Below are 23702 nucleotides of genomic sequence, written 5' to 3'. Positions count from 1 at the left end.
GCGATGGCGGACGCTTTGGAACGACAGGCACGCTCGCTGCTCACCGCGACAGCGGTGCGCGCACGGGCTGGGCAGATGCTCGAGACCGGCCTCGCCGGCGGTTTGAGCCACTTCACGATCGATCTCGACCGCATGGACGGCGTCGCTGAGGCCGTGCTCGCAGTCACGCGAAAAGCCTATCCGACGCTGGACATTCCGTTCCATGCGCGCTGGCGGCATTTTGTGCTTGGCGGCGTCGATCGCTGGGCGCGGTTCGCCGACGCTGCATCATGGCCGGATCGCGCAGCGCGGGCGCGCGCCGAGTTCGATCTCGCCATCGTCAGCGTGCTGCTCGATGCCGGCGCGGGCGCCGCGTGGCGCTATCGCGACGCGGTGACGGGGGAAAGCATCGGCCGGTCCGAGGGGCTTGCGATCGCCAGCCTCGATATGTTCGCGAGCGGCCTCTTCTCGCGCGATACCCGCGAGCCGTTCAGGGTCGATGCGGGCGTGCTCGCAGAGCTGCCGCTCGCCGCGCTCACATCCGCGTTCCAGGTGAACGATGCCAATCCGTTGCTTGGGCTCGAGGGACGGACCGATCTGCTGCGGCGTCTGGGCGAACTCGTTGCGGACCGTGCGGAGATTTTCGGCCTGCAAGACACGCCGCGGCCGGGCGGCCTGTTCGACCACATCGCTGCGCAGGCTACGGACGGGGCCATTCCCGCGCCCGCCATCCTGTCCGCGGTGCTGAACCAGCTAGGGCCGATCTGGCCATCGCGGCTCGAGCTCGCGGGTGTCCCGCTCGGCGATTGCTGGCGCCATCCGGCGCTCAAGACGGATGACGCAACCGCGGGCCTCGTGCCGCTGCACAAGCTGTCGCAATGGCTGAGCTACTCGCTGATCGAGCCACTCCAGCGGGCTGGATTTGAGGTCACGGACATCGATGGGCTCACCGGGCTTGCCGAGTACCGCAATGGCGGCTTGTTCGTCGATCACGAGGTGTTGCGCCTGCGCGACGCTGCCGATGCCGAGCGTGCGCATGAGGTGGATTCCCTGCTCGTCGTCGAATGGCGCGCGCTGACCGTCGCGTTGCTCGACCGTCTCGCCGAATTGGTTCGCGCAAAACTTGGCCGCACGCCCGAGACACTGCCGCTCGCCAGCATCCTGGAAGGCGGCAGCTGGGCCGCGGGCCGCGCCATCGCCTTTGCGCGCCGCCCCGATGGTTCGCCGCCGCTCAGGGTGATCAGCGACGGCACGGTTTTCTAAACCCTCTCCCCTTGTGGGAGAGGGTGGCTTCGCGAAAGCGAAGCCGGGTGAGGGGTCTCTATCCTCACCAACGGTATTGCAAGTGGAGAGAACCCCTCATCCGGCGCTTCGCGCCACCTTCTCCCGCAAGGGGAGAAGGAAGAAAGGTAGCCGATCATGGAAGGCGTCACGATCGTCGATCATCCGCTGGTGCAGCACAAGCTGACGCTGGTGCGGGACAAATCCATCTCGACCAAATCGTTTCGCGAGCTGATCAAGGAGATCGGCATGCTCTTGTGCTACGAGGTGACGCGCGATCTGCCGCTCGCTGATACCGTGATCGAGACGCCGCTGGCGACGATGCACTCGGCCAAGATCGCCGGCAAGAAGCTGGTGTTCGTGCCGATGCTGCGCGCCGGCACCACCTTCGTCGACGGCATGATGGACCTGGTCCCGACCGCGCGCGTCGCCCATATCGGCCTCTATCGCGAGCCGCACAGCTTTGCCGCGGTTGAGTACTTCTTCAAATCGCCGTCCGATCTCGGCGAGCGCCTCGCCATCGTGGTGACGCCTGTCGTCGCCACTGCCAACACGGCCGTCGCTGCCATCGACCGGCTGAAGGAACGCGGCGCCAAGGATATCCGCCTCGCCTGCCTGATCTCCGCCCCGGAAGGACTGGAGCGGCTGCGCGGACTGCATCCGGACGTGCCGATCTGGACGGCTGCGGTGGATGAAGGCCTCGACGAGAACGGCTTTATCCTGCCGGGCCTCGGCGATGCCGGCGATCGCGCCTACGGGACGCGATAAGCGGCGAACCTAGATTCCTGTTTGACACAGTGGACGGGCTTCCCGTCGTTTCTGAACGGAAAATTCCTTGCCAGCGACCAAGACACGGCCGCTTGGCGCGGTGCATCCGCGACCCCGACACCAACCATTCGGACACGCACTGATGACGAAAGTGGTTCGCCGATCACAAGCCGCCAGGATCATTTGTTCAGCCATGTCGTTTGCTTTGGTGCTGCTCACGGTCCCGGTGCAGGGACTTAGGGGACAAGCTGGGCAAAGTCCGGGATGTCTGATCGTGACCCATGTCTGACATCACCCTTCAGGTACCCCGGCCATACGCATGCCCGCGTAGAAGCGTTCGCGCCGCGCTAAGTAACTCGGACTGTTGCTTGGTGACTGGCTCTGGAACCGGCGGATGGTAAAGGCTGGATCCAACGCTAGCCCCGCCTCCGCGGCGGCGCGGGCCTCTTCGAGCGACCCAAGCAGCGCAAACGCGACAGCAAGATGGAAATGCGCGAGGGGAAAATTGCGGTTGGCCTCGACGCTCCGGCGCAGCCAGGCGACCGCCTCGGCGCTGGCATCGAGGTAAACGCTCGCAATGCCAGCCCACATCATCCACCGGTGCGCGAACACATCGCGGGGTGAGAGGCGCAACGCTTCACGGACATGGGTCTCGGTCTCCTCGGCATGACAAAGAAAATGCTTGGCAAGACCGATCCAGCCGTGAGCATTCGCGAGATTGCGATCCAGCGACAAAGCCTGCTCACATTCGACAATGCCTTGGGCGACGCGCCCCATAAAAATATGAACGGCGCCCAGATACATGTGAGCCTCGGCGTATTGCGGAGCCAGCGACAACGCCCTCATTAAGGTCGCCTCGGCCGTCGCGAGGAGCACGGCCCGATCGTCAACACCAAAGTTAGCGGCCTTATTGAAGTCGACTGCCGCCGCGCCAACGAGTGCTTCGATGTTATCGCGATCGAGCACCAAGGCGCGCTCGAAGAAGCTTCGCGCTTGCCCCAGGTGTTCGTTGGTCAGCCCCTTGTGTAGGCATGCAATACCTCGGAAATACAATTCCATTGCGTCTGGATGTAACGAACGCTCGGCTCGCCGCGCCTCGGCCGCAATGAGCTGGGCATCCAGCGTATTGGCGAGCCTTGATACGATTTCGTCCTGCATATCGAAAAGGTCGGCGATGAACTTATCGAAGCGTTCGGCCCATAGCTGATTGCTTGTTTCCGCGTCGATCAGTTGCACATTAATTCTAAGCCGATTTCCGCTTCGCTGCACGGAGCCTTCCAGCACATAGCGGACCTTCAATTCACGCGCGACCTGCTTCACGTCAACTGCTTTGCCCTTGAAGTTGAACGATGTGCTGCTGGCTATTACGAACGAGCTTCTGATGCGCGATAGGTCCGTAGTCAGGCTTTCGGTCACGCCGTCGGCAAAATACTCTTGCTCGGGATCACCGCCGATGCTGGTAAATGGTAGAACAACAATAGACAAGCGCGGTGCCAAAGCCGGCATCGACGCCGCTCCTCCGTCGTCAGTCCCCAAGCCAAGTTCATCCCCGCGCACAGTATAGGGATGTTCCGGGCGGGCAACGCTTTTGCGATTCAGGTCGCCCTCATCGGCAACGACGAGCGCCCCAATAGACTGCGCCTCCTGCACTGCGCCAACGAAGCGGAAGCCCTTGCGCGGCAACGTTTTGATTAGGCGCTGTTTCTCGCCAGAATCGCCAATCGCGTTCCGAGCGGCGTTGAGGCGAGTCGTCAGTGCGGCATCCGAAACGATGCGTCCATTCCAAACAGCTCTGATGAGATCGTCCTTTGTGACGACACGCTCCCTATTTCTGATCAGGTAATCGAGCAGATCGAAAACCTGCGGCGCGATAGCGACCACGTCGCTTCCGCGATGCAGCTCGCGCCGGTCCGTGTCAAAGACGTAGTCCTCAAAGACATAGCGCAAAGCACCATTCTCCTTGGTAGTCTTCGGATATCAAAAGGCGCTCTAATCTGGAGTGAAATACAAAGAATAAGCCTGCGGTAAAGGAAATGTAAGCCATTCATTAAGCGCGCCGGCACTTGCTTTGACAGTCTTCAAGCCAAAGCAGGCTCGAGAGGTGCAGCTATGAAGACGAACGAGTTGGGACAGACCATCCCTTCCATCCCTTCGACACAGCGTGCCTTCCGTTTCTTCGAAACTTATTGGGTTGCGTTTCAAGCAAGGCGAAAACGAAAGAGGGCGCGAGCCGATTTGTACTCTCTAAATGATAGAGAACTAAGGGATATGGGCATTACCCGCGGCGAGATCGATAACGTCACCTCGCACTTCGCTGTCGACCCGCGGCGTTGATACAGGTCGCTGGGTCGCCGATCGGCATAGCGGACGAAGAAGGACCTCGACATATCCTTCGTTGGAGCGCTGCCAGGTTAGTCAGCGCTCCGGCCCGGATGTCTCTTCTTGGCCCCCAGTAGTCCTCGGTCTTCGACGCCGTGATGTCTGCTTTCAGAGGTGAAACAGACTTTTGCTGGAATTATGGGTACGCGCCCTAAATCTTCCCGCTGCCGCAGATGCCCTTCAGCGCCTGCCATTCCTTGTCCGTCAAGAGCGGCGGGCCGCTGGCGGGGCGATCCTCTTTCGTCATCCGCGCAAGGCGGTCCTCGGTCAGCGGGTGGCTGGCGAGGATCGTGAAGCCGCTGCCGCCTTCCTTGCCGGTGATGCGGAACATCAGCTCGGCGGCGGGCTTCGGCGAGCGGCCGAGCTTGTGCATGATCTCGATCGCGAAAGTGTCGGCGCCGGTTTCGGCCTCGCGCGAATAGGAGGCTTCGACCACGCTGCGCGAGGCGAAGATCACGGCGCTCGAGCCGGTGACGTCGCCGAACAACAGGCCGATCAGGAACGAGGTGCCGCCGTTGTAGATCAGCCCACGCATGTTGTCGTAATGCTTGAGATGGCCGAGCTCGTGGGCGAGGATGCCGGCGAGCTCGTCGGGGTTTTGCGCCTTGTCGAGCAGGCCCCTCAGCACGTAGACCTTGCCGCCCGGCAGCGCGAACGCATTCGGCACCGCCGTCGGCAGCACGCCGGCGGTCATGGCATCATCGTCGAGGCCGGCGGCATCGCGCAGGCGGTTGACGAGCTTGGTGAACGCGGCCTTGCCCGCGGGCTCTTCGCACACGCTGCGGCCGAAGATGGTCTTCACCTGGACTTCGGAGGCATCGCCGATGCGGCGCTCGATCGGCTTCGGCACCAGCGGCGCGAGCCGGTCGGCGGCGAGCGGCACGCCGAACAGCACGACGCAGACGATGGAGACGGCGGCGGCCACCGACCAGCCGACGATTTTTGCCAGCCCGCGGCGCGAGGTCTGGTGCTCGTCGAGCCGCGCACAGCGGACCATCACCTGCGTGGCCAGCGCGACGTCGCGGACCTCGAGCCGCGCCAGCAGCGGCGCGGTCGTGCAGGACAGCCGCAAGATGCCGGCCGGACTGTCGGCGCGGCGGATGTCGGCATAGGCCCAGCGCACCGGCGCTTCGCCCTCCTCGACGATCTCGAGCGCATCGCCGAGCGCGAGCGTCACCTGCCGCCTGCGGCTCGAAACGCCGTCGAAGAAGATGGTCGGCTTGGCGGACTGCGCCGGGGCCTCGGTGGACAGCTCACTCACAGATCAGAATCCCGCGACATCGAGCCCGTCGGCAAAGCCTTCGCCGAGCGCGCTGGCAAGCTCGCCGCTGCCGCGCACGTCCGCAGCCGCGCCGATGTTGTGCACCTCGACCGTTTCCAGCACCTTGGCCCAGATGTCGCGCTGCAGATACACCCGCATGACGATGTTGATCGCAAGTGCCAACGCGAGATAGCCGATGACCATCGCCACCATCATCGGGATGTTCCTGGTGGCATTGTCGGGCCCGAACGCCTGCTCGGCCGGCAGGCCGCTCAGCTTGACGAGGAGCATGGTGGCTCCGCCGAGATAGAAACCGAAGATGGTGGAGAGCAGCATCCACCAGCCGATCACTTTCCAGTAGAGGCCATAGAACGCATTGTGCGGCAACTCCGAGGACACGCTGACGCCGCCGATGCGGATGCCGTCCAGCCACCAGCGCCATTCGCGCGCCTTGAACTCGGCATAGAAGAACGGGGCGAGCGGGAAGATGATGAGCGCGATCGGGCTGAGCAGCCACAGCCACCAGCCACGCTTGAAGAACTCCCAGCCGTTGCCTTCGAAGTCACCTTGCAGATCGCCGTAATGGGTGTGCCGCATCTTGTAGCGTTCGAGCGAAGCCTCGCGCCAGGGCAGCGCCAGGCCGAGGGTGAGGAACACGAGCAAGCCCCACGCCATGGCGCGGAACGAATAGGCCCAGCCCGAGCCGTCCATCCAGAACCGCACGCCGCGCCAGACCGTGCGGGTCAGGCGATAGCGCCGCGCGCGAAAGATCGCGAACTGGCCGAAGGCGTAGAAGCTGATGAACAGCGGCGTCGAGGCAAAGCCCTGCCAGCGCTCGAACTCGATGCCGATGAGGAAATAGGCGAGATAGATCGGCACCAGGATCGCGAGCGCGAACAGGAAGCCGATCAAAAGCTCCTTGCCCCGCCCGGTGTATTCGGCGGCGTCGCCGTCGATCGCGGTGTTCGACCACAGATGACGGCGGATGTCGGTGACCAGCCAGAACCGGTAGAAGCCGAAGGTGACCAGCTCCAGCATGGCACCCTTGGTGACCATTTTCCGGAACTCGGTGCGGTTGCCGGTGAAATCGACCCGCGTCGGCGGCAGCGGCGGCGGTAAGGGTTCGGACCCGATCGGGGTCCATTGCATGTCGTTCACGGCGGCAACCTCGGGGTGCGGACCTGTCGGGATCAAACTTATAGATCAGGGGTTAGTCGAACCCCAAGATGGGCGGGTTCGATTTAGCTCGATTCCAGCCGATTTCTGACAGGATTTCATGACAAACGGCGTGCGGGAGATCACGTTGACACATCCCCGTGACGTCCGCCCAATCCCTCTCGCAAAGGTTGGATGTGGCAAAACTCTCCCTTGCTCCGGCGCAGACAACCGGCTGTAATTGCAAATCAAATCCCGCAGCGCAGAATTGATAAAAAGGCGCGGGGGAAGCCAGGGAGACGGTCATGCACGGGACCATGGAGAGCGCGTCCAAGCTCGACGCATTGCGCGAGCGCGCGTCATCACTGCCGCTGGAGCAGTTCGATCCGGGCGATCCTGAATTGTTCAGGACCGATACGTTCTGGCCCTATTTCGACCGCCTGCGCCGCGAGGACCCCGTGCACTATTGCAAGGACTCGATGTTCGGGCCGTACTGGTCGGTGACGCGCTACAACGACATCATGGAGATCGAGACCAACCATTCGGTGTTCTCCTCGGCCTCGGCGCTCGGCGGCATCACCATCCGCGACATCGATCCCGACCTGCGCCGCGAGAGCTTCATCTCGATGGACCCGCCGCGCCATGCCGCGCAGCGCAAGACCGTGGCGCCGATGTTCACGCCCACGCATCTGGACAATCTCGCCATCAACATCCGTAAGCGCTCGGCCGAGTGCCTGGATAATCTGCCGCGCGGTGAGGTGTTCGACTGGGTCGACCAGGTCTCGATCGAGCTCACCACGCAGATGCTCGCGGTGCTGTTCGACTTCCCCTGGGAAGACCGCCGCAAGCTGACGCGCTGGTCCGACATCGCCACCACCATTCCCGGGCCTGACGGCCTCGTCGCGACCGAGGACGAACGGCTGGCCGAGCTGACCGAATGTGCCGGCTATTTCTCGCGGCTGTGGAAGGAACGCATCGAACAGCCGCCGAAGAGCGATCTCTTGTCGATGATGGCGCATGGCGCGGCGACCCGCGACATGGATGCCAAGAACTTCCTCGGCAATCTCGTCTTGTTGATCGTCGGCGGCAACGACACCACGCGCAACACCATGTCGGGCTCGCTTCTCGCGCTGAGCCAGCACCCGGAGCAGTATCGCAAGCTGCGCGAGAATCCCGCGCTGCTCGACAGCTTCGTGCCCGAGGTGATCCGCTGGCAGACGCCGCTCGCGCATATGCGCCGCACCGCGCTTTCCGATTTCGAGTTCCGCGGCAAGCAGATCAAGAAGGGTGACAAGGTCGTGATGTGGTACGTCTCGGGCAACCGCGACGAGGAGGCGATCGAAAAGCCCTACGATTTCATCATCGACCGCGCCCGCCCGCGCACGCATCTGTCCTTCGGCTTCGGCATCCACCGCTGCGTCGGATTGCGTCTTGCCGAACTCCAGCTCAAGATTATCTGGGAAGAGATCCTTAGGCGTTTCGACCATATTGACGTGGTCGGCGAACCGAAGCGGGTCTATTCGAGTTTCGTGAAGGGACTGGAAACCCTGCCGGTGAAGATTGCGGCGTGAACGAAGAACTCCCCCTCTCCCCGCTTGCGGGGAGAGGGTCGGGGTGAGGGGGAGTCTCCACGGGGACGGAGAGAATTGGGCTCGCGGAGAGTCCCCCTCACCCGGATCGCATCTAACGATGCGATCCGACCTCTCCCCGCAAGCGGGGCGAGGTGAAGGAAGAACCAACTGGAGCCACAACCATGAACATCCAAGCGCCGGTTAAAGTGGACAAGGCCGAACGCATGCGCCGGGCGCGCGAGGAGGCCTATGCGACACCGCTGGCGCAGTTCCATCCCGGCGCGCCGAGGCTGTTCCAGGACGACACGCTGTGGCCGTGGTTCGAGCGGCTGCGCAAGGAAGAGCCGGTGCATTACTGCACCAATGCGCCGATCGAGCCGTACTGGTCCGTGGTGAAATACAACGACATCATGCATGTCGATACCAATCACGGCATCTTCTCCTCGGACTCCACGCTCGGCGGCATCGGCATCCGCGACGTGCCGGAAGGTTACGATTGGCCGAGCTTCATCGCGATGGATCAGCCCAGGCATTCGGCGCAGCGCAAGACGGTCTCGCCGATGTTCACGCCAGCCCATCTGGACGAGATGGCAAAGCTGATCCGGCAGCGCTCGCAGACCGTGCTCGACAACCTCCCGCGCAACGAGACCTTCAATTTCGTCGAGCGGGTCTCGATCGAGCTGACGACGCAGATGCTGGCGACCCTGTTCGACTTCCCCTGGGAGGAGCGGCGCAAGCTGACGCGCTGGTCCGACGTCGCGACCGCGCTGCCCAAGAGCGGCATCGTCGCCTCCGCCGAAGAGCGCCGCCGCGAGATGGACGAGTGCTACGCCTACATGTCGAAGCTCTGGAACGAGCGCGTCAATTCCGCGCCGCGCAACGATCTGTTGTCGCTGATGGCCCACAATGACGCCACGCGCTTCATGGACCCCGACAACCTCATGGGCAACATCATCCTGCTCATCGTCGGCGGCAATGACACCACGCGCAACACCATGTCCGGCTCGGTGCTGGCGCTGAACGAGAACCCGGAGCAGTACGACAAGCTGCGCGAAAATCCCGAGTTGATCGATTCCATGGTGCCCGAGGTGATCCGCTGGCAGACACCGCTCGCGCATATGCGGCGCACGGCGTTGCAAGACACCGAGATCGGCGGCAAGCACATCAAAAAGGGCGACCGCGTCGTGATGTGGTACGTCTCCGGCAACCGCGACGAGGAGATGTTCGAGAACCCGAACGACTTCATTATCGACCGGCCCCGCCCGCGCACGCACCTCTCCTTCGGCTTCGGCATCCACCGCTGCGTCGGCATGCGCCTCGCCGAGCTGCAGCTGCGGATCGTCTGGGAGGAAATGCTCAAGCGCTTCGACCGCATCGAGGTGGTCGGCGAGCCGAAGCGGATCTATTCGAGCTTCATCAAGGGATATGAGTCGCTGCCGGTAAGGATTCCGGGGTAGGCGCTGCTCTAGTTGCCCGCCTTGGGGCAAACCGCGTCTTCAACCTCCGCTGTCATGCCCCGCGAAGGCGGGGCATCCAGTACGCCGCGGCTTCTCGGTTCAAGCCGCGCTGCCTCTGGAATACTGGATTGCCCGCCTTCGCGGGCAATGACACCGAGGGTCAGACTAGGAGCGCACGCTCCTCACACCTCATCCAGCCCAGCTATACAATTCCGGCATGACAGCTCGCGCCAGATGCGAAGGCAACGCGGCCCGCATCTGTTCTACGACACGGCATCTAACTCAGCTTGATGTCCCACACGCCTTCCTTGCGGCAGGCGGCGACCTCCTCGCGCAACAGCGCGGTGACGGCCAGCGAGGCCGTCGAAGGCGGGCGGTCGATCGGAGAAGCAAAAATGAGCTCGCGCGTCATCGGTTTCGAGACGACTGTCGTTTCCAGCCGCCCGTCCGCGACCTCGCCGTGGACCGACGAGGGCGGCAAGAGCGCGAAGCCGAGGCCTTCCTCGACGAGGCTCGTCAGCACACGGAACGAATCTGCCTCTAACTGGACGTTGAGCTTGATCTTGCGCTGGGCGGCGGCGTGCTCGATCAGCGCGCGGAGGCCATGGGAATGACTGGGCAGCACCAGGCGCTGCCGCAGCAGCCAGCCGATGTCGACGTTCTTCTTGCGCGCAAGCCCGCAGCCGCGCGGGCCGACCGCGACGATGTTGTCGCGTCCGAGGCTCTGCACATTGAGGTGCAGATCGGCGGAACGGCCGTAGAGGATGGCGAGATCCATCTCGCCGCGATGCAGCCATTCGACGAGATGACCGCTGTAGCTCTCGACGATGCGCAGCGTGATGCCGGGAAACTTTTCGACGCAGCGCCGCGCAAAGCGCGCCGACAGCACACAGCTCACGGTCGGAACCAGGCCGAGCACGACCTGCCCGGACGGCGGTCCCTTGGCCGACTGGATGTCGTCGCGGATCTGGTCGATCTGCCGCACGATGCCGGAGGTGCGGGCCAGCAAGAGACGCCCTGCTTCGGTCAGCACCATGCCGCGGCCGTTGCGGGTGAACAGCTCGGTGCGCAGCTCGTGTTCCAGCAGCTTGATCTGCCTGGAGAGCGCCGGCTGCGCGACGCGCAGCGTGTCGGACGCCTTGCTGAGGCTGCCGAGCTCCGCCACGCAACTGAAGGTCCTGAGCTGCCGGAAATCCATGCTTGCCAATCCTGGAAGGCTACTCCATACGCTATAGCAAATGAGCATAGGGGGCTGGCGATGTTTTCACAACGCCAGAGGGTTGGCCGGCGTTATCTTGACTGCCGCTACCAATGGGAAACGCCATGAGTGAAGAACACCACAGCGAAGATCACGCCGACATCCGCGAAGCCGTCGCAAAGCTCTGCGCGCAGTTTCCCGGTGAATATTGGCGCAAGCTCGATCGCGAGATGGCCTACCCGAAGGCTTTCGTCGATGCGCTGACCGAGGCCGGCTATCTCTCGGTGCTGATCCCGGAAGAATATGGCGGCGCGGGCCTGAAGCTTTCGGCGGCCGCAGCCATCCTCGAAGAGATCCAGCGCGCGGGCTGCAACGGCGGCGGCTGCCATGCCCAGATGTACACGATGGGCACCGTGCTGCGGCACGGCAATGCCGAGCAGAAGGCAAAATATCTGCCGAAGATCGCGAGCGGCGAATTGCGGCTGCAGGCCTTCGGCGTCACCGAGCCGACCAGCGGCACCGACACCTCCTCGCTCAAGACCTTCGCGCGCAAGGAAGGCAACGACAGCTACATCGTCAACGGCCAGAAGATCTGGACCAGCCGCGCCGAGCATTCCGACCTGATGGTGCTGTTGGCGCGCACTACGCCGAAGGAGCAGGTCAAGAAGCGCACGGATGGCCTCTCCGTGTTCATCGTGGACATGCGCGAGGCCAAGAGCAACGGTCTCGAGATCCGCCCGATCCGCACCATGATGAACCACGCCACCACCGAAGTGTTCTTTACCGACATGAAGGTGCCGGCGGAGAATTTGATCGGCGAGGAGGGCAAGGGCTTTCGCTACATCCTCTCCGGCATGAATGCCGAGCGCATCCTGATCGCAGCCGAATGCGTCGGCGACGCCAAATGGTTCATCGCAAAGGCGACGAACTATGCCAAGGAGCGCAGCGTTTTCGGCCGGCCGATCGGGCAGAATCAAGGCATCCAGTTCCCGATCGCCAAGGCCTACGCCTCGATGCGCGCCGCCGAATTGATGGTGAAGGAAGCCACGCGCAAATACGAGGCCGGGCTCGACTGCGGCGCGGAGGCCAACATGGCAAAAATGCTCGCGGCCGACGCGTCGTGGGAAGCGGCGAATGCCTGCATCCAGACCCATGGCGGCTTCGGCTTTGCCGAGGAATACGACGTCGAGCGCAAATTCCGCGAGACGCGGCTTTATCAAGTCGCGCCGATTTCGACCAATCTCGTGCTGTCCTTCGTCGCCGAGCATGTGCTCGGCATGCCGCGCTCGTACTGAGGTCACCATCATGGGAGCACTTGACGGGATCAGGGTGATTGCGGTCGAGCAGGCGGTGGCGGCACCGTTCTGCTCCTCGCGCCTGGCCGATGCCGGCGCCGAGGTGATCAAGATCGAGCGGCCCGAGGGCGATTTCGCCCGCGGCTATGACGCGGCAGCCAAGGGCCAGAGCAGCTATTTCGTCTGGCTCAACCGCGGCAAGCAATCGGCGGTGGTCGATCTCGCCACGAAAGAAGGCTGCGCCGAGCTGGAGAAGCTGATCGCAAGCGCCGATGTGCTGATCCAGAACTTGAAGCCGGGCTCGATGGACAAGCTCGGCTTCTCGCGCGAGCGCTTGCTGAAAGATTATCCCAAACTGATCTCGTGCACCATCACCGGCTATGGCGACGAAGGCCCCTACGCGTATCGCAAGGCCTATGATCTCCTGATCCAGGCCGAAAGCGGCCTTGCCTCGATCACCGGCAACCCCGACGGCGCCTCGCGCGTCGGCATGTCGATCGTGGACGTCGCGACCGGCGCGACGGCGCACGCGGCGATCCTGGAAGCGCTGATCGGGCGCGGGCGCACCGGCAAAGGTGCGGACATCCGCATCTCCATGTTCGACGTGATGGCGGACTGGTGCACCGTGCCGCTGCTCAACTCCGAGGCCGGCAATCCGCCCAAGCGCATGGGCCTGCGCCATCCCTCGATCGCGCCCTACGGCGTGTTCACCTCGAAGGACGGCAAGGACATCCTGATCTCGATCCAGAGCGAGCGTGAATGGAAGACGCTGTGCGTGAAGGTGCTGGATCAGCCGGATCTTCCGGCCGATCCTCGCGTCGCCAACATGGTCGAGCGCGTGCGTAATCGCGATTTCACCGACACGACGGTCGCCGACATCTTCGGCAGGATGACGCGCGACGAGCTGCTGAAGCGGCTCTCCGAGGCCGACATCGCCTTCGCCGAGGTCAACACCATGGCCGACCTCACCAACCATCCGCATCTGCGCCGCATCGAGGTCGATACGCCGAACGGCCGCGTCAGCTATCCCGCGCCGGCGCCGATCGTCGTCGGCGAGACCCGCGCCTACGGCGCCGTGCCCGCGATCGGCGAAAAGCCAAAGTCCAAGAAATAACAGAGCGAGGCGTCATGACCGAGAAGCTCGACATCGATCACTTGCGGCAATGGATCGGCCGCAGCACGGAGGCCACCGACATCGTCACCGCGCAGCTCGTGAAGGGTCTTCGCGCGACGCTGTTCCAAGACGTCGGCGAGCCCAAAAAGGGAGACGCCGCACCATTCACGGTGCATTGGTGCCTGGCGCAGCCGGTTTTTCCGATGTCGATGCTCGGCCCCGACGGCCATCCCACCCGCGGCGGTTTCCTGCCGCCGGTGCCGCTGCCGCGCCGGATGTGGGCCGGCGGCGAGATCGAGTTCCTGCAGCCGCTGTGCGTCGGCGACGAATCGACGCGAACCTCGCGCATCGCCGATGTGCAGGTGAAGACGGGCTCGACCGGCACGCTGTGCTTCGTCTCGGTCGAGCACAGCATCTCCTCGCCGCGCGGCACCGTCATCCGCGAGCGGCAGGACATCGTCTATCGCGAGATGACGAGCAGCGCGCCTGCGAGCGCCAAGGCCCCGCCTCCGCCGCCCAAGCCACAGCACCGCGAGACCCATGTCTCCGATCCCGTGCTGCTGTTCCGCTATTCCGCGCTCACCTTCAACGGCCACCGCATCCATTACGACCGCGACTACGTCACCAAGGTCGAGGGATATCCGGGCCTGATCTTCCACGGCCCGCTGCAGGCGGCGTTGATCATCGAGATGGCGGCGAAGCTTCGCGGCGGCAAGGCGCCGAAGAAATTTACTTATCGCGGCGTGCAGCCGCTGTTCGAAGGGTCCGAGTTCTCCATCAACGCCAACGAGACCGAGACGGGGACCGAGCTGTGGACCGCGAACGCGGAAGGGCAGCCGACGATGAAGGGCGCGGCGGTGTGGTGAGTCACCGCTGTCTCCCCGTCGTCATTGCGAGCGCAGCGAAGCAATCCAGAATCCCTCCGGGGAGACAGTCTGGATTGCTTCGTCGCAAGGGCTCCTCGCAATGACGGGGTGAGGCTGCTACCTTCCATAAGAAACAAGGGACGGAAACCAATGTCCAAGAACGGCAAGACCGGCAGCAAGTCCGTCACCGTGAAGGGGGCGACGCTCGAGCTGCTGCGTGCCTTCGGCATCGACCGGGTGTTCGGCAATCCTGGCTCGACCGAGCTGCCGTTCCTCAGCGACTGGCCCGACGACATCGACTATGTGCTGGCGCTGCAGGAAGCCTCCGCGGTCGGCATGGCCGACGGTTACGCGCAGGCGACGCGCAATGCCGGCTTCGTCAATCTGCATTCGGCGGCCGGCGTCGGCAACGCGCTCGGCAACATCTACACCGCGCATCGCAACCAGACGCCGCTCGTGATCACCGCCGGCCAGCAGGCGCGCTCGATCCTGCCGCTCCAGGCGTTCCTCTACGCCGAGCGCGCCTCCGAGTTCCCGCGGCCCTATGTGAAGTACAGCGTCGAGCCGGCGCGGCCCGAGGACGTCCCGGCCGCGATCGCGCGGGCCTATTACACTGCGATGCAGCCGCCGTGCGGGCCGACCTTCGTGTCGATCCCGATCGACGACTGGGCCCATGCCTGCGCGCCGGTCGAGGCGCGCAAGGTCAGCCGCGAGATCGGGCCCGAGCCGGACGCCATGAAAGCGCTGGTGGCGGCGCTCGGCTCTGCAAAGCACCCTGCCCTCGTCGTCGGCCCCGGGGTCGACCGCGCCGGCGCGGTCGATCTGATGGTGCGCGTGGCCGAGAAGGCCAAGGCCAGCGTCTGGGTCAGCCCGTTCTCGGCGCGCTGCTCGTTCCCCGAGCACCACCCGCAATTCGCAGGCTTCCTGCATGCTTCGCCCGCACAGCTCTCCGATGCGCTGCGCGAGCATGATCTTGTTGTGGTCATCGGCGCGCCGGTGTTCACCTTCCATGTCGAGGGCCATGCCGCGATCTTTGACGGCGGCGCGACGATCTTCCAGATCACGGACGATCCGGACGCCGCGGCGGTGACGCCCGTCGGCACGAGCATCATCGCGACGATGAAGCCGGCGCTCGCGATGCTGCTCGACCTTCTGCCCGAGAGCAAGCGCGCCACGCCAAAAGGCCGCGCGCTGCCGCCGGCGCCGCAGGCCGCCGATCCGCTGCCGATCGAATTCCTGCTGCATTCGCTGTCGCAGGCAATGCCGGATGGGGCGTCGCTGGTCGAGGAGGCGCCCTCGCATCGGCCGGCGATGCAAAAATTCCTGCCGATGCGGGGCCAGGACAGTTTTTACACCATGGCGAGCGGCGGCCTCGGCTATTCGCTGCCCGCCGCCGTCGGCATGGCGCTCGGCAAGCCGAAGCAGCGCACCGTGTGCCTGATCGGCGACGGCTCGGCGATGTATTCGATCCAGGCGCTGTGGACCGCCGCGCAACGCAAGCTGCCGCTGACGGTGGTCGTCATCAACAATTCCGGCTATGGCGCGATGCGCTCGTTCAGCCAGGTGATGCAGGTGCGGAACGTGCCCGGGCTCGAGCTGCCGGGGATCGATTTCGTGCGGCTCGCCGAAGGCATGGGATGCCATGCGGTGCGGGTGAGCAAGGCGGCGGAGCTCGGCGAGGCGCTGAAGCGCGGGATGGCGTTCGAGGGCGCGAGCCTTGTCGAGGTGATCGTGGATTCGGCGGTGCCGGTGCTGTACGGGCAGAAGCATTGAGGCGCGTGTAGCCCGGATGGAGCGAAGCGCAATCCGGGGCCGACGCGCTTGTGGCACGATTCCCGGATTACGCTTCGCTCCATCCGGGCTACGACACCGAATCTGCCGCACCACAGCGAAGCTACGAAGCGAGAAATCCGCCGTCCGCCGCCAGCACGTGGCCGACGACATAGGACGACGCGTCGGACAACAGCCACACTACGGCCTCCGCGACCTCCTCCGGCGTTCCCATGCGCCGCAGCGGCAATCCCGCACCAACCGCTGCGACATCGCCGACGCCGGCGCGCAGCATCATGTCGGTGACGACACGGCCGGGCGCGATGGCGTTGATGCGGATGCCGCGCGGGGCATTCTCCATCGCGGCAGAGCGCGTCAGCGAGATCGCGGCGGCTTTCGAGGCCGAATAGAGCGAGAAGCCGGGATTGGGGTTGCGCACGCCGCTGACGGAAGCGTTGACGACGATGCTGCCGCGGCCCTGCGCCAGCATCGCCGGCAGTTGATGGCGCAGGCACAGGAACAGCGCGCGGACATTGGTGTCGAACACGCTGTCGTAGATATCGGTGCCCTGCTCCTCCAGCGGCGCGCGGCGCTCCTGAAAACCGGCATTGTTGAAGGCGACGTCTAGACGGCCGCAGCGTTCGATGGCGGTGCGGACCAGGCGCGCGACGTCCTCTTCTTTCGTGATGTCGGTCTTGAGTGGAATCGCTTCCACACCGAGTTCGTGGCACGCGGCCGCGGTCGCGTCGATCTCGGCCTCGCGCCGGCCCGCGACGATGACCGCCTCCGCACCTTCGCACGCCATCCGGAGCGCCGTGGCGCGGCCGATGCCGCTGCCGCCGCCCGTGACGAGGCAGACCTTGCCTCGCATCCGCATCCCCGATGGCAAAGTTCCGCTCATGGCACACTCCAAAACGCTTGCGCGCGTCGTTGCGCGCATATAGTTGTATGATACAACTATATGCACGGAGTCAAGATGGCCGAGCTTTCGCTAATTGACGACATCCGTGCCGCCTCGCGGCTGATGGTGCGCGAGCTCGGTTTCATGGATGCCACCGTGGCGGCATCGGACTATCCGCCGTCGGCGGTCCACACCATTTTGGAGATCGGCATCCGCGGCCCGATGAATTCAGGCGAGCTCGGCGATTTCCTGCGATTGGAGAAATCCAGCGTCAGCCGCCTGGTGCGCAAGCTGATCGATTGCGGCGAACTGCGGGAGACGCCGGATGAGACGGATGCGCGCAGCAAGCTGCTGTCGCTGACGCCGAAGGGACGGCGCACGCTGGACGCGCTGCACGCATTCGGCCGGCAGCAGGTGCGCGGGGCGCTGGCGGCGTTGACGCCGGCTGAGCAGCGTACGGTGCGCGAGGGCATGATGCTCTACGCGCGGGCGCTCAGGCAGAGCCGGGTGGAGGATGAGGCGGCGGCGTAGCTGCAGTCTCGGTGTCATCGCCCGCGAAGGCGGGCGATCCAGTACTCCGAGACATCAATGGTTCAATCGATAGGCCGCGGCGTACTGGATGCCCCGCCCCCGTGCGCAATTGCGCACTAGGCGGGGCATGACAGGTCGTTCGTGGAAACAGCGTCGCCTACTTCCCGAACTCCTCCCGCATCTTCGCCTGGATCTTCGCCATGCCACCGATCCAGCGGTCGTAATTCTCGGTCTTCTTGCGCATGTAGCCGAGCACCTGGGGGTGCGGCAGGATCAGGAAGGTTTCCTGCTCGAGGCCGGCGAGGACGTCCTTCGCCACCTGCTCCGGCGTGAGATCGCCGTCGCCGGATTGCGGGCCCTTGGGGATCGAGCGCAGCATGTTGGTGTCGACGCCCTGCGGACAGAGGATCGAGACCTTGATGTTGTGGGCCTTGTGCGAGATCGCGAGGTTCTCGGCAAAGCCGACCGCGGCGTGCTTGGTGGTGGAATAAGCGGGGCTGCCGACCTGCGACAAGAGGCCCGCGGCCGAGATGGTGTTGAGGAAATAGCCGCCGCCACGCGCCTTCATGCGGGGGATCAGATGCCGCGCGGCATAGACATGGGCCATGACGTGGATCGCCCAGCTGCGCTGCCACGGCTCGTCGGAGGCGCCGCCGGCATTCTCCGACATCGGATCGAAGCCGCCGCCGATGCCGGCATTGGAGCAGAAGAGATCGATGGGGCCGAACTGCCGCTCGGTCTCCTCGATGACGTGCGTGATGTCCTTTTCCTGCGCGACGTCGCATTTGAACGCCGCGCCATTCACCGTGGCGGCGACCGCCCGCGCGTTGGCGGCATCCATGTCCGCGACCACGACCTTGGCTGCGCCCGCGTGGTGAAAGGCCTCGCACAGCGCCCTGCCGATGCCATTGGCGCCGCCCGTGACGACCACGACCTTGCCGGTCACCTGCATGCGACGTCTCCTCTTGTCTTGTACCGCTTTATACCGCGCCGCTTATTCCGCGTCGCGGATCCTGCTCAGCTCAACACGAGGTCGAGCACCGCGGTATAATGGCATGCCGCGCCGGCCAAGACAAAGCCGTGCCAGATCGCATTCTGGAAGCGCAGCCGCCGCCAGGCATGGAAGATCACGCCGAAGCTGTAGAACAGGCCGCCCGCAAGGATGAAACCCAGCACCAGCGCAGGCAGCGCCCGGACCACGGCGTCGTAAAGCATGAGGCCGCTCCAGCCCATCGCGAGATAGATGCCGACCGAGACGCGGTCGAACCGGCCGGGGTAAAACAGCTTCAGCACGATGCCGAGGATGGCGACGCACCAGACGCCGGCGAGCAGCACCAGCGCGAACACGCTGTCCTTCACTTCCAGGATGAACGGCGTGTAGGTCGCAGCGATCAGCAGGTAGATCGCGGAATGGTCGAACCGGCGCAGCAGCCATTTGGCCGGCGAGATCGGCCAGAGATTATAGGTCGCCGACAACACCAGCATCGAGAGCAGGCCGGCGACATAGATCGAGACGCCGACAATGTCGATCGCGGTCGCATAGATCGCCGTCAGCACCACCAGTACGGTCGCGGCGATGAGGCCGGCGAGGACGCCGATGCCATGGATGATTCCGTCGGCGATCATCTCGGCGCGATCGTAGTTCCAGCCGATCACGTCGGCTGCGGCGTGGACGGAGGTGGATGCGAACTGTTTCAATTGGAAGACGGTCATGGCAATCCGGGAAAGCTTGAGGCAATGCCCTTTTGTATGCGTCTTTCGGGGCCGGCGCGTCGTTCAAACGGCTGATTTGCCGACAAAGACGGTAGAAGTATGAAAGCTTGATTTTCATCAGGCAGTTGCCACTTTTGTGATTAATCCATTTTGCGTATCCCTCGCCCGAGCCCTCTCAACGTTCATATGGCATTCAATTTCCAGGACATGGTCGAGGAGGCGCGCCTGTCGGCCCGGGCGCTGATCGACTACGGCGAGCACTTCTTCAACCCGACGGTGCGGCTTGGCGTTACCGGCCTGTCGCGCGCCGGTAAGACCGTATTCATCACGGCGCTGATCCATGGCCTCACCCGCGGCGGGCGGTTTCCGGTGTTCGAGGCCTATGCCTCGGGCCGGATCGCGCGGGCGCATCTCGCGCCCCAGCCCGACGATGCCGTGCCGCGCTTTGCCTATGAGAACCATCTGCGCGCGCTGATCGAGGAGCGGCGCTGGCCGAACTCGACCGTCGACATCAGCGAGTTGCGCCTCGTCATCGACTATCAGCGCCCGAACGGCGCCGACCGCACGCTGACGCTCGACATCGTCGACTATCCCGGTGAATGGCTGCTGGACCTGCCGCTGCTCCAGAAGAGCTACGAGCAATGGTCCGCCGAAAGCCTGGCCCTGTCGCGCGAGACGCCGCGTGCGCATCTCGCCGCGGACTGGCACGCCCATCTCGCAACGCTGAAGCCCGAAGCGCGCGAGGACGAGCAGGCGACGCTGACGGCGGCGAAGCTCTTCACCAATTACTTGCGCGCCTGCCGCGACGAACAGTTCGCGATGAGCCTGCTGCCGCCCGGCCGCTTCCTGATGCCCGGCAATCTCGCCGACACACCGGCGCTGACCTTTGCGCCGCTCGACGTGCCCGTTGGCGGTCAGGCGGGCGAGGGATCGCTGTGGGCGATGATGGTGCGCCGCTACGAGGCCTACAAGGACGTCGTGGTGCGGCCGTTCTTCAGGGATCATTTCGCCCGGCTCGATCGCCAGATCGTGCTGGCCGACGCGCTCGCCGCATTCAACTCCGGCCCGGAGGCGCTGCACGATCTCGAAGCCGCGCTGGCCGGCATTCTCGACTGCTTCAACATCGGCCGCAGCACCATCCTCTCCAGCCTGTTCAGACCCCGGATCGACCGCATCCTGTTCGCGGCGACCAAGGCGGACCATCTGCATCATTCCAGCCACGACCGACTCGAGGCCGTGCTGCGCCGAGCGGTGACCCGGGCGGTTGCACGCGCGGAAAATACCGGCGCGGCGATCGACGTCGTCGCGCTCGCCGCGGTGCGTGCCACGCGCGAGGCGCAGGTCGCGCATGGCCGCGACAAATTGCCGTCGATCCTGGGAACGCCGGCCGCGGGCGAAAGCGCCGGCGGCGAGTTTTTCGACGGCAACACCGAAGTTGCGACCTTTCCGGGCGATCTGCCGCTCGATCCCGAGCCGCTGTTCAACGGCAGGGATGCGTTCCGCGGGCTGTCGACGCAGGCGGCCGAAAAGAGCGATTTCCGCTTCCTGCGCTTCCGCCCGCCCAGGCTCGAGCGCGAAGGCGCGAACGAGCCCACGTTGCCACACATCCGCCTCGACCGTGCCTTGCAGTTCCTGATCGGAGACAAGCTGTCATGAACGACCGATCGAAGCCACGCCGGCCGGCAACGTTCCGGCTCGACGATCCCGGCGTCGTCGTCACCGAAGCCGACGAGACCAGCCGGCTCAGCCGCGCCACCATCCAGATCACGCCGGAGCCCGATCCATCGACCTTCCCGGTTCCGATCGAAACCGCGCTGCCGGCGCGGCGCGGATTTCCGTGGGGCACGCTGTTCTGGTCCGGCCTTGCCGGGCTGACGCTGCTCGGCACCGGGCTCGGCGTCGTTCATCTGATCGAGGATCTGTTTGCGCGCAGCGAAAGCCTCGGCTTCATTGGCCTTGCCTTCGCCTTCGTCACCGCGCTGGCGCTCGCGGTCGTGATCGGCCGCGAGGCCTTTGGACTTGCACGCCTTGCGACCATCGAGAAATTGCATCAGCGCGCAGCCGCGGTGCTTGCCAGCGACGACCGCAAGGAGAGCCGCGTCATCGTCCAGGATCTCATCAAGATCGCGCACCAGAACCCGCAGCTCGCGCGCGCCCGCGCCACGCTGGAGAGCCACGCCGGCGAGATCATCGACGGCGCCGACATGATTCGCCTCGCCGAGCGCGAGCTGATGTCGCCGCTGGATGCGGAAGCGCGGCGGCTGGTGTCGTCGGCCGCGCAAAAAGTCTCGATCGTGACCGCGGTCTCGCCCCGCGCGGCGATCGACGTGCTGTTCGTGTTCGTCGCCGCGCTGCGGCTGATCCGGCAGCTCGCCTATCTCTATGGCGGCCGTCCCGGCGCGCTCGGCATGATCCGCCTGCTCCGCCACGTCATCGCCCATCTCGCTATCACCGGCGGCATGGCCGCGAGCGACAGCCTGGTGCAGCAGATGCTCGGCCATGGGATAGCGGCAAAGCTGTCGCAGCGGCTGGGAGAAGGCGTGCTGAACGGGCTCTTGACGGCGCGGCTGGGCTTGGCGGCGATCGACGTGACGCGCCCGCTGCCGTTCGCGGCCCTGCCGCCGCCGAAACTGTCGGACCTCGCGACGGATCTGCTGCGGAAGAAGGACGAGGAGGAGTAATCCTTCGCGCCGCGCGTTCGCGGCACCCTCTCCTCTTGTGGGAGAGGGTGGCTCGCCGCGAAGCGGCGAGACGGGTGAGGGGTATCTCTCCGCGAATGAAGCTCTCGCAGTAGAATATGCGGAGAGAGACCCCTCATCCGGCGCTTCGCGCCACCTTCTCCCACAAGGGGAGAAGGGAAGAAGCCCGAGCTTGCCGCGCTATCCGAGCGACCGCTTTTCGAATTCCCCCGCCAGCACCTTCCACCAAAACAGCGGAGAATCCTTCGGCGGGGACAGCTCCGGGGTCCAGCCGGTGAGCTTTTCAATCACATAGGTATCCGTGAGAACACCGCGCCAGCGGCGTTCGACGTCGCCGAGCGGCTGGCGCTGCGCGCGGATCGATTCCCACACCGGTGCGCGATTGTCCGGCTCGCGGCCGACATAGATGCCGGCGTGGCCCTTGATCTGGTCCAGGCCGGGGTCGCCGAAATCCTGGAAGCGGCCGCGCTCGTTGAGCTCGATGACGGGCACGCGGCCGCGGAACAGCCAGCGCATCATGGCATAGGTGCGGTAGTCCGTGGTGGCAATCCAGGTCGCGCCGGTCTCGTCGAGCGCGGCCTGGGCACGTGCTGCGACCTGCTCGAAGCCCGCCTCGGCGCCGATCGGGTCGATCTTGCCGAGCAGATTCCAGGGCGCTGCGATGTAGTACAGGAACACGATGACGACGAAGGCGATGCCCGAGACCACCGCCGTGTTGAGCCAGAACACGCTCAACCGGATCAGCCTTGCCGACCGACCCTCGCGCGACAGCACGGCGAGATTGACCGCGGCGGCGGCGAAGCCGACCGGCCACATGAACATCGGCCAGGTGTCGCCGACGCGGAGCGTCATCGACTTCACGAGGAAATAGAAGAACGGCACCAGCACCGCGGTCGACAGCAGGATCGCGACCGGCTCCCGCCTGCGGTAGCCGCGCCATGCCGTCATCGCGAGAGCCGAGAGGATCACCGGCAGCATGACGAAGCCGACGAGGCCGAATTGCAGGCCGATATAGTCGCCGACCGTGCGCAGCGAGACGCCGTAATTGGTAGTGGCGCGCACGCCCTGGAAACGGAACGAGGCCCAATCGTGCTGCGCGTTCCAGATCAAGACCGGCGAAAACACAGCGACGGCGATCAGCACCGCGAGGTAAGGATACGGGCTGCGCAGCCAACGCCAGCGCCAATCCGGCACCAGCAGGAAGGCGGCCACCGCGGGCGCGAACATGATCGCGGTGAATTTCGACAGCAGCGACAATCCGGCGAACAGCCCGGCCGCGAGCCACCAGCGTCCGTCGCCGCTTTGCGCGAGCCGCACCAGCGCCCATATCATCGCCACCGCAAACGGGATCATGGCGACATCAGGCGCGACCTTGGCCATCAGCAGGCCGTAATAGAGCGCGGCCTCCGGCATCAGCACTGCGAACAAGACCGCGCGCATATCATGGGTGAGCCGGCGGACGATGTCGGCGAGCAGCAGCTGCGTCACCAGCATGGCGACGATGCCGCCGAAGCGCACGCCGAGCGTGGTGTCGCCGAAGATCGCGGTGCCGAAGCGAACGAACCAGGCGATCATGGGGGGATGGTCGAGGAAGCTCAGCGCGCCCTCCTTCGACCAGGTCCAGTAATAGGCCTCGTCGGTGCGCAGCTCGATCGCGGAGGCGTAGACGATGCGGAGCACCGTCATCGCGGCGATGATCAGCACCGCAACGAGGATGAGCCGGCGCTGGGCGCCGTCCGGCTTCGCAGAAATGTCGGGAGCGAT

At 64.7% G+C, this 23702-nt stretch carries 19 protein-coding genes; 11 read left to right on the top strand and 8 right to left on the bottom strand.

What is annotated here, in order from left to right:
* Positions 1-3 precede the first annotated feature (3 nt).
* Together AAFG16_RS07030 and upp are read left to right on the top strand one after the other, a co-directional pair.
* A complete protein-coding gene (locus tag AAFG16_RS07030) occupies positions 4-1242 on the top strand; it encodes a URC4/urg3 family protein (RefSeq protein WP_342738275.1) in 1239 nt (412 codons plus the stop codon).
* A 156-nt stretch (positions 1243-1398) separates the two neighbouring features.
* The gene (gene upp / locus AAFG16_RS07025; protein ID WP_283084151.1) at positions 1399-2028 is read left to right on the top strand and encodes a uracil phosphoribosyltransferase; all 630 of its coding nucleotides are present in this window, start codon (positions 1399-1401) and stop codon (positions 2026-2028) included.
* A gap of 291 nt (positions 2029-2319) precedes the next feature.
* Here the strand turns inward: upp and AAFG16_RS07020 are convergent, their stop codons facing one another.
* The 3 genes from AAFG16_RS07020 to AAFG16_RS07010 all read right to left on the bottom strand — a co-directional run bounded on the left by AAFG16_RS07020 (position 2320) and on the right by AAFG16_RS07010 (position 6817).
* Entirely contained in the window at positions 2320-3975 is a 1656-nt protein-coding gene (locus AAFG16_RS07020; protein WP_342738274.1) for a winged helix-turn-helix domain-containing tetratricopeptide repeat protein, read from the bottom strand.
* A 583-nt stretch (positions 3976-4558) separates the two neighbouring features.
* Positions 4559-5668 carry a M48 family metallopeptidase gene (locus AAFG16_RS07015; protein ID WP_283084149.1) on the bottom strand — a complete coding sequence of 370 codons (1110 nt, stop codon included), beginning with the start codon at positions 5666-5668 and terminating at the stop codon, positions 4559-4561.
* 3 nt (positions 5669-5671) lie between these two features.
* A complete protein-coding gene (locus tag AAFG16_RS07010; protein WP_342740862.1) occupies positions 5672-6817 on the bottom strand; it encodes a YjgN family protein in 1146 nt (381 codons plus the stop codon).
* Between the two features lie 311 nt (positions 6818-7128).
* Between AAFG16_RS07010 and AAFG16_RS07005 the strand changes: the two genes are divergently transcribed.
* Both AAFG16_RS07005 and AAFG16_RS07000 read left to right on the top strand, forming a co-directional pair.
* The gene (locus AAFG16_RS07005; protein WP_283084148.1) at positions 7129-8394 is read left to right on the top strand and encodes a cytochrome P450; all 1266 of its coding nucleotides are present in this window, start codon (positions 7129-7131) and stop codon (positions 8392-8394) included.
* Positions 8395-8576: 182 nt separating this feature from the next.
* Positions 8577-9851: a cytochrome P450 gene (locus AAFG16_RS07000; protein ID WP_342738273.1), complete on the top strand. Its 1275-nt coding sequence runs from the start codon at positions 8577-8579 to the stop codon at positions 9849-9851.
* A 277-nt stretch (positions 9852-10128) separates the two neighbouring features.
* Here the strand turns inward: AAFG16_RS07000 and AAFG16_RS06995 are convergent, their stop codons facing one another.
* Positions 10129-11049: a LysR substrate-binding domain-containing protein gene (locus AAFG16_RS06995; RefSeq protein ID WP_342738272.1), complete on the bottom strand. Its 921-nt coding sequence runs from the start codon at positions 11047-11049 to the stop codon at positions 10129-10131.
* Positions 11050-11174: 125 nt separating this feature from the next.
* Here AAFG16_RS06995 and AAFG16_RS06990 point away from each other — a divergent pair, with 125 nt between their 5' ends.
* The 4 genes from AAFG16_RS06990 (at position 11175) to mdlC (ending at position 16097) form a co-directional block, all read left to right on the top strand.
* Entirely contained in the window at positions 11175-12344 is a 1170-nt protein-coding gene (locus AAFG16_RS06990; RefSeq protein ID WP_342738270.1) for an acyl-CoA dehydrogenase family protein, read from the top strand.
* Positions 12345-12354: 10 nt separating this feature from the next.
* A complete protein-coding gene (locus tag AAFG16_RS06985; RefSeq protein WP_342738268.1) occupies positions 12355-13458 on the top strand; it encodes a CaiB/BaiF CoA-transferase family protein in 1104 nt (367 codons plus the stop codon).
* Positions 13459-13472: 14 nt separating this feature from the next.
* Positions 13473-14324, top strand: a complete 852-nt coding sequence (locus AAFG16_RS06980) for a MaoC family dehydratase N-terminal domain-containing protein (RefSeq protein ID WP_342738267.1) — start codon at positions 13473-13475, stop codon at positions 14322-14324.
* A 150-nt stretch (positions 14325-14474) separates the two neighbouring features.
* Entirely contained in the window at positions 14475-16097 is a 1623-nt protein-coding gene (mdlC, locus tag AAFG16_RS06975; RefSeq protein ID WP_342738266.1) for a benzoylformate decarboxylase, read from the top strand.
* A 121-nt stretch (positions 16098-16218) separates the two neighbouring features.
* Here mdlC and AAFG16_RS06970 read toward each other — a convergent pair whose 3' ends face one another.
* The gene (locus tag AAFG16_RS06970; protein ID WP_342738265.1) at positions 16219-16995 is read right to left on the bottom strand and encodes a glucose 1-dehydrogenase; all 777 of its coding nucleotides are present in this window, start codon (positions 16993-16995) and stop codon (positions 16219-16221) included.
* 75 nt (positions 16996-17070) lie between these two features.
* On the opposite strand from AAFG16_RS06970, the gene AAFG16_RS06965 reads away from it, so the two are divergent.
* Positions 17071-17526, top strand: coding sequence for a MarR family transcriptional regulator (locus AAFG16_RS06965; protein WP_342738263.1), 456 nt, complete (start codon positions 17071-17073; stop codon positions 17524-17526).
* Positions 17527-17683: 157 nt separating this feature from the next.
* Here the strand turns inward: AAFG16_RS06965 and AAFG16_RS06960 are convergent, their stop codons facing one another.
* Complete coding sequence (locus AAFG16_RS06960; protein ID WP_283084139.1) at positions 17684-18478, bottom strand: SDR family oxidoreductase; 795 nt, start codon at positions 18476-18478, stop codon at positions 17684-17686.
* A gap of 65 nt (positions 18479-18543) precedes the next feature.
* On the bottom strand, positions 18544-19239 hold the full coding sequence (locus tag AAFG16_RS06955; RefSeq protein WP_283084138.1) for a hemolysin III family protein: 696 nt from the start codon (positions 19237-19239) through the stop codon (positions 18544-18546).
* 186 nt (positions 19240-19425) lie between these two features.
* Here AAFG16_RS06955 and AAFG16_RS06950 point away from each other — a divergent pair, with 186 nt between their 5' ends.
* Both AAFG16_RS06950 and AAFG16_RS06945 read left to right on the top strand, forming a co-directional pair.
* Positions 19426-20895 (top strand): YcjX family protein, encoded by a 1470-nt coding sequence (locus AAFG16_RS06950; RefSeq protein ID WP_342738260.1) that lies wholly within the window; start codon positions 19426-19428, stop codon positions 20893-20895.
* Positions 20892-21920, top strand: a complete 1029-nt coding sequence (locus AAFG16_RS06945) for a TIGR01620 family protein (RefSeq protein ID WP_342738258.1) — start codon at positions 20892-20894, stop codon at positions 21918-21920. The genes AAFG16_RS06950 and AAFG16_RS06945 overlap by 4 nt, the downstream gene beginning before the upstream one ends.
* Positions 21921-22118: 198 nt before the next feature.
* On the opposite strand, the gene AAFG16_RS06940 is transcribed toward AAFG16_RS06945, so the two are convergent.
* Complete coding sequence (locus AAFG16_RS06940) at positions 22119-23624, bottom strand: glycosyltransferase family 39 protein (RefSeq protein ID WP_342740861.1); 1506 nt, start codon at positions 23622-23624, stop codon at positions 22119-22121.
* Positions 23625-23702 lie beyond the last annotated feature (78 nt).

This window comes from Bradyrhizobium sp. B117 (assembly GCF_038969555.1).
GTDB lineage: Bacteria > Pseudomonadota > Alphaproteobacteria > Rhizobiales > Xanthobacteraceae > Bradyrhizobium.
This window is presented reverse-complemented; position numbering and strand designations above follow the sequence as displayed.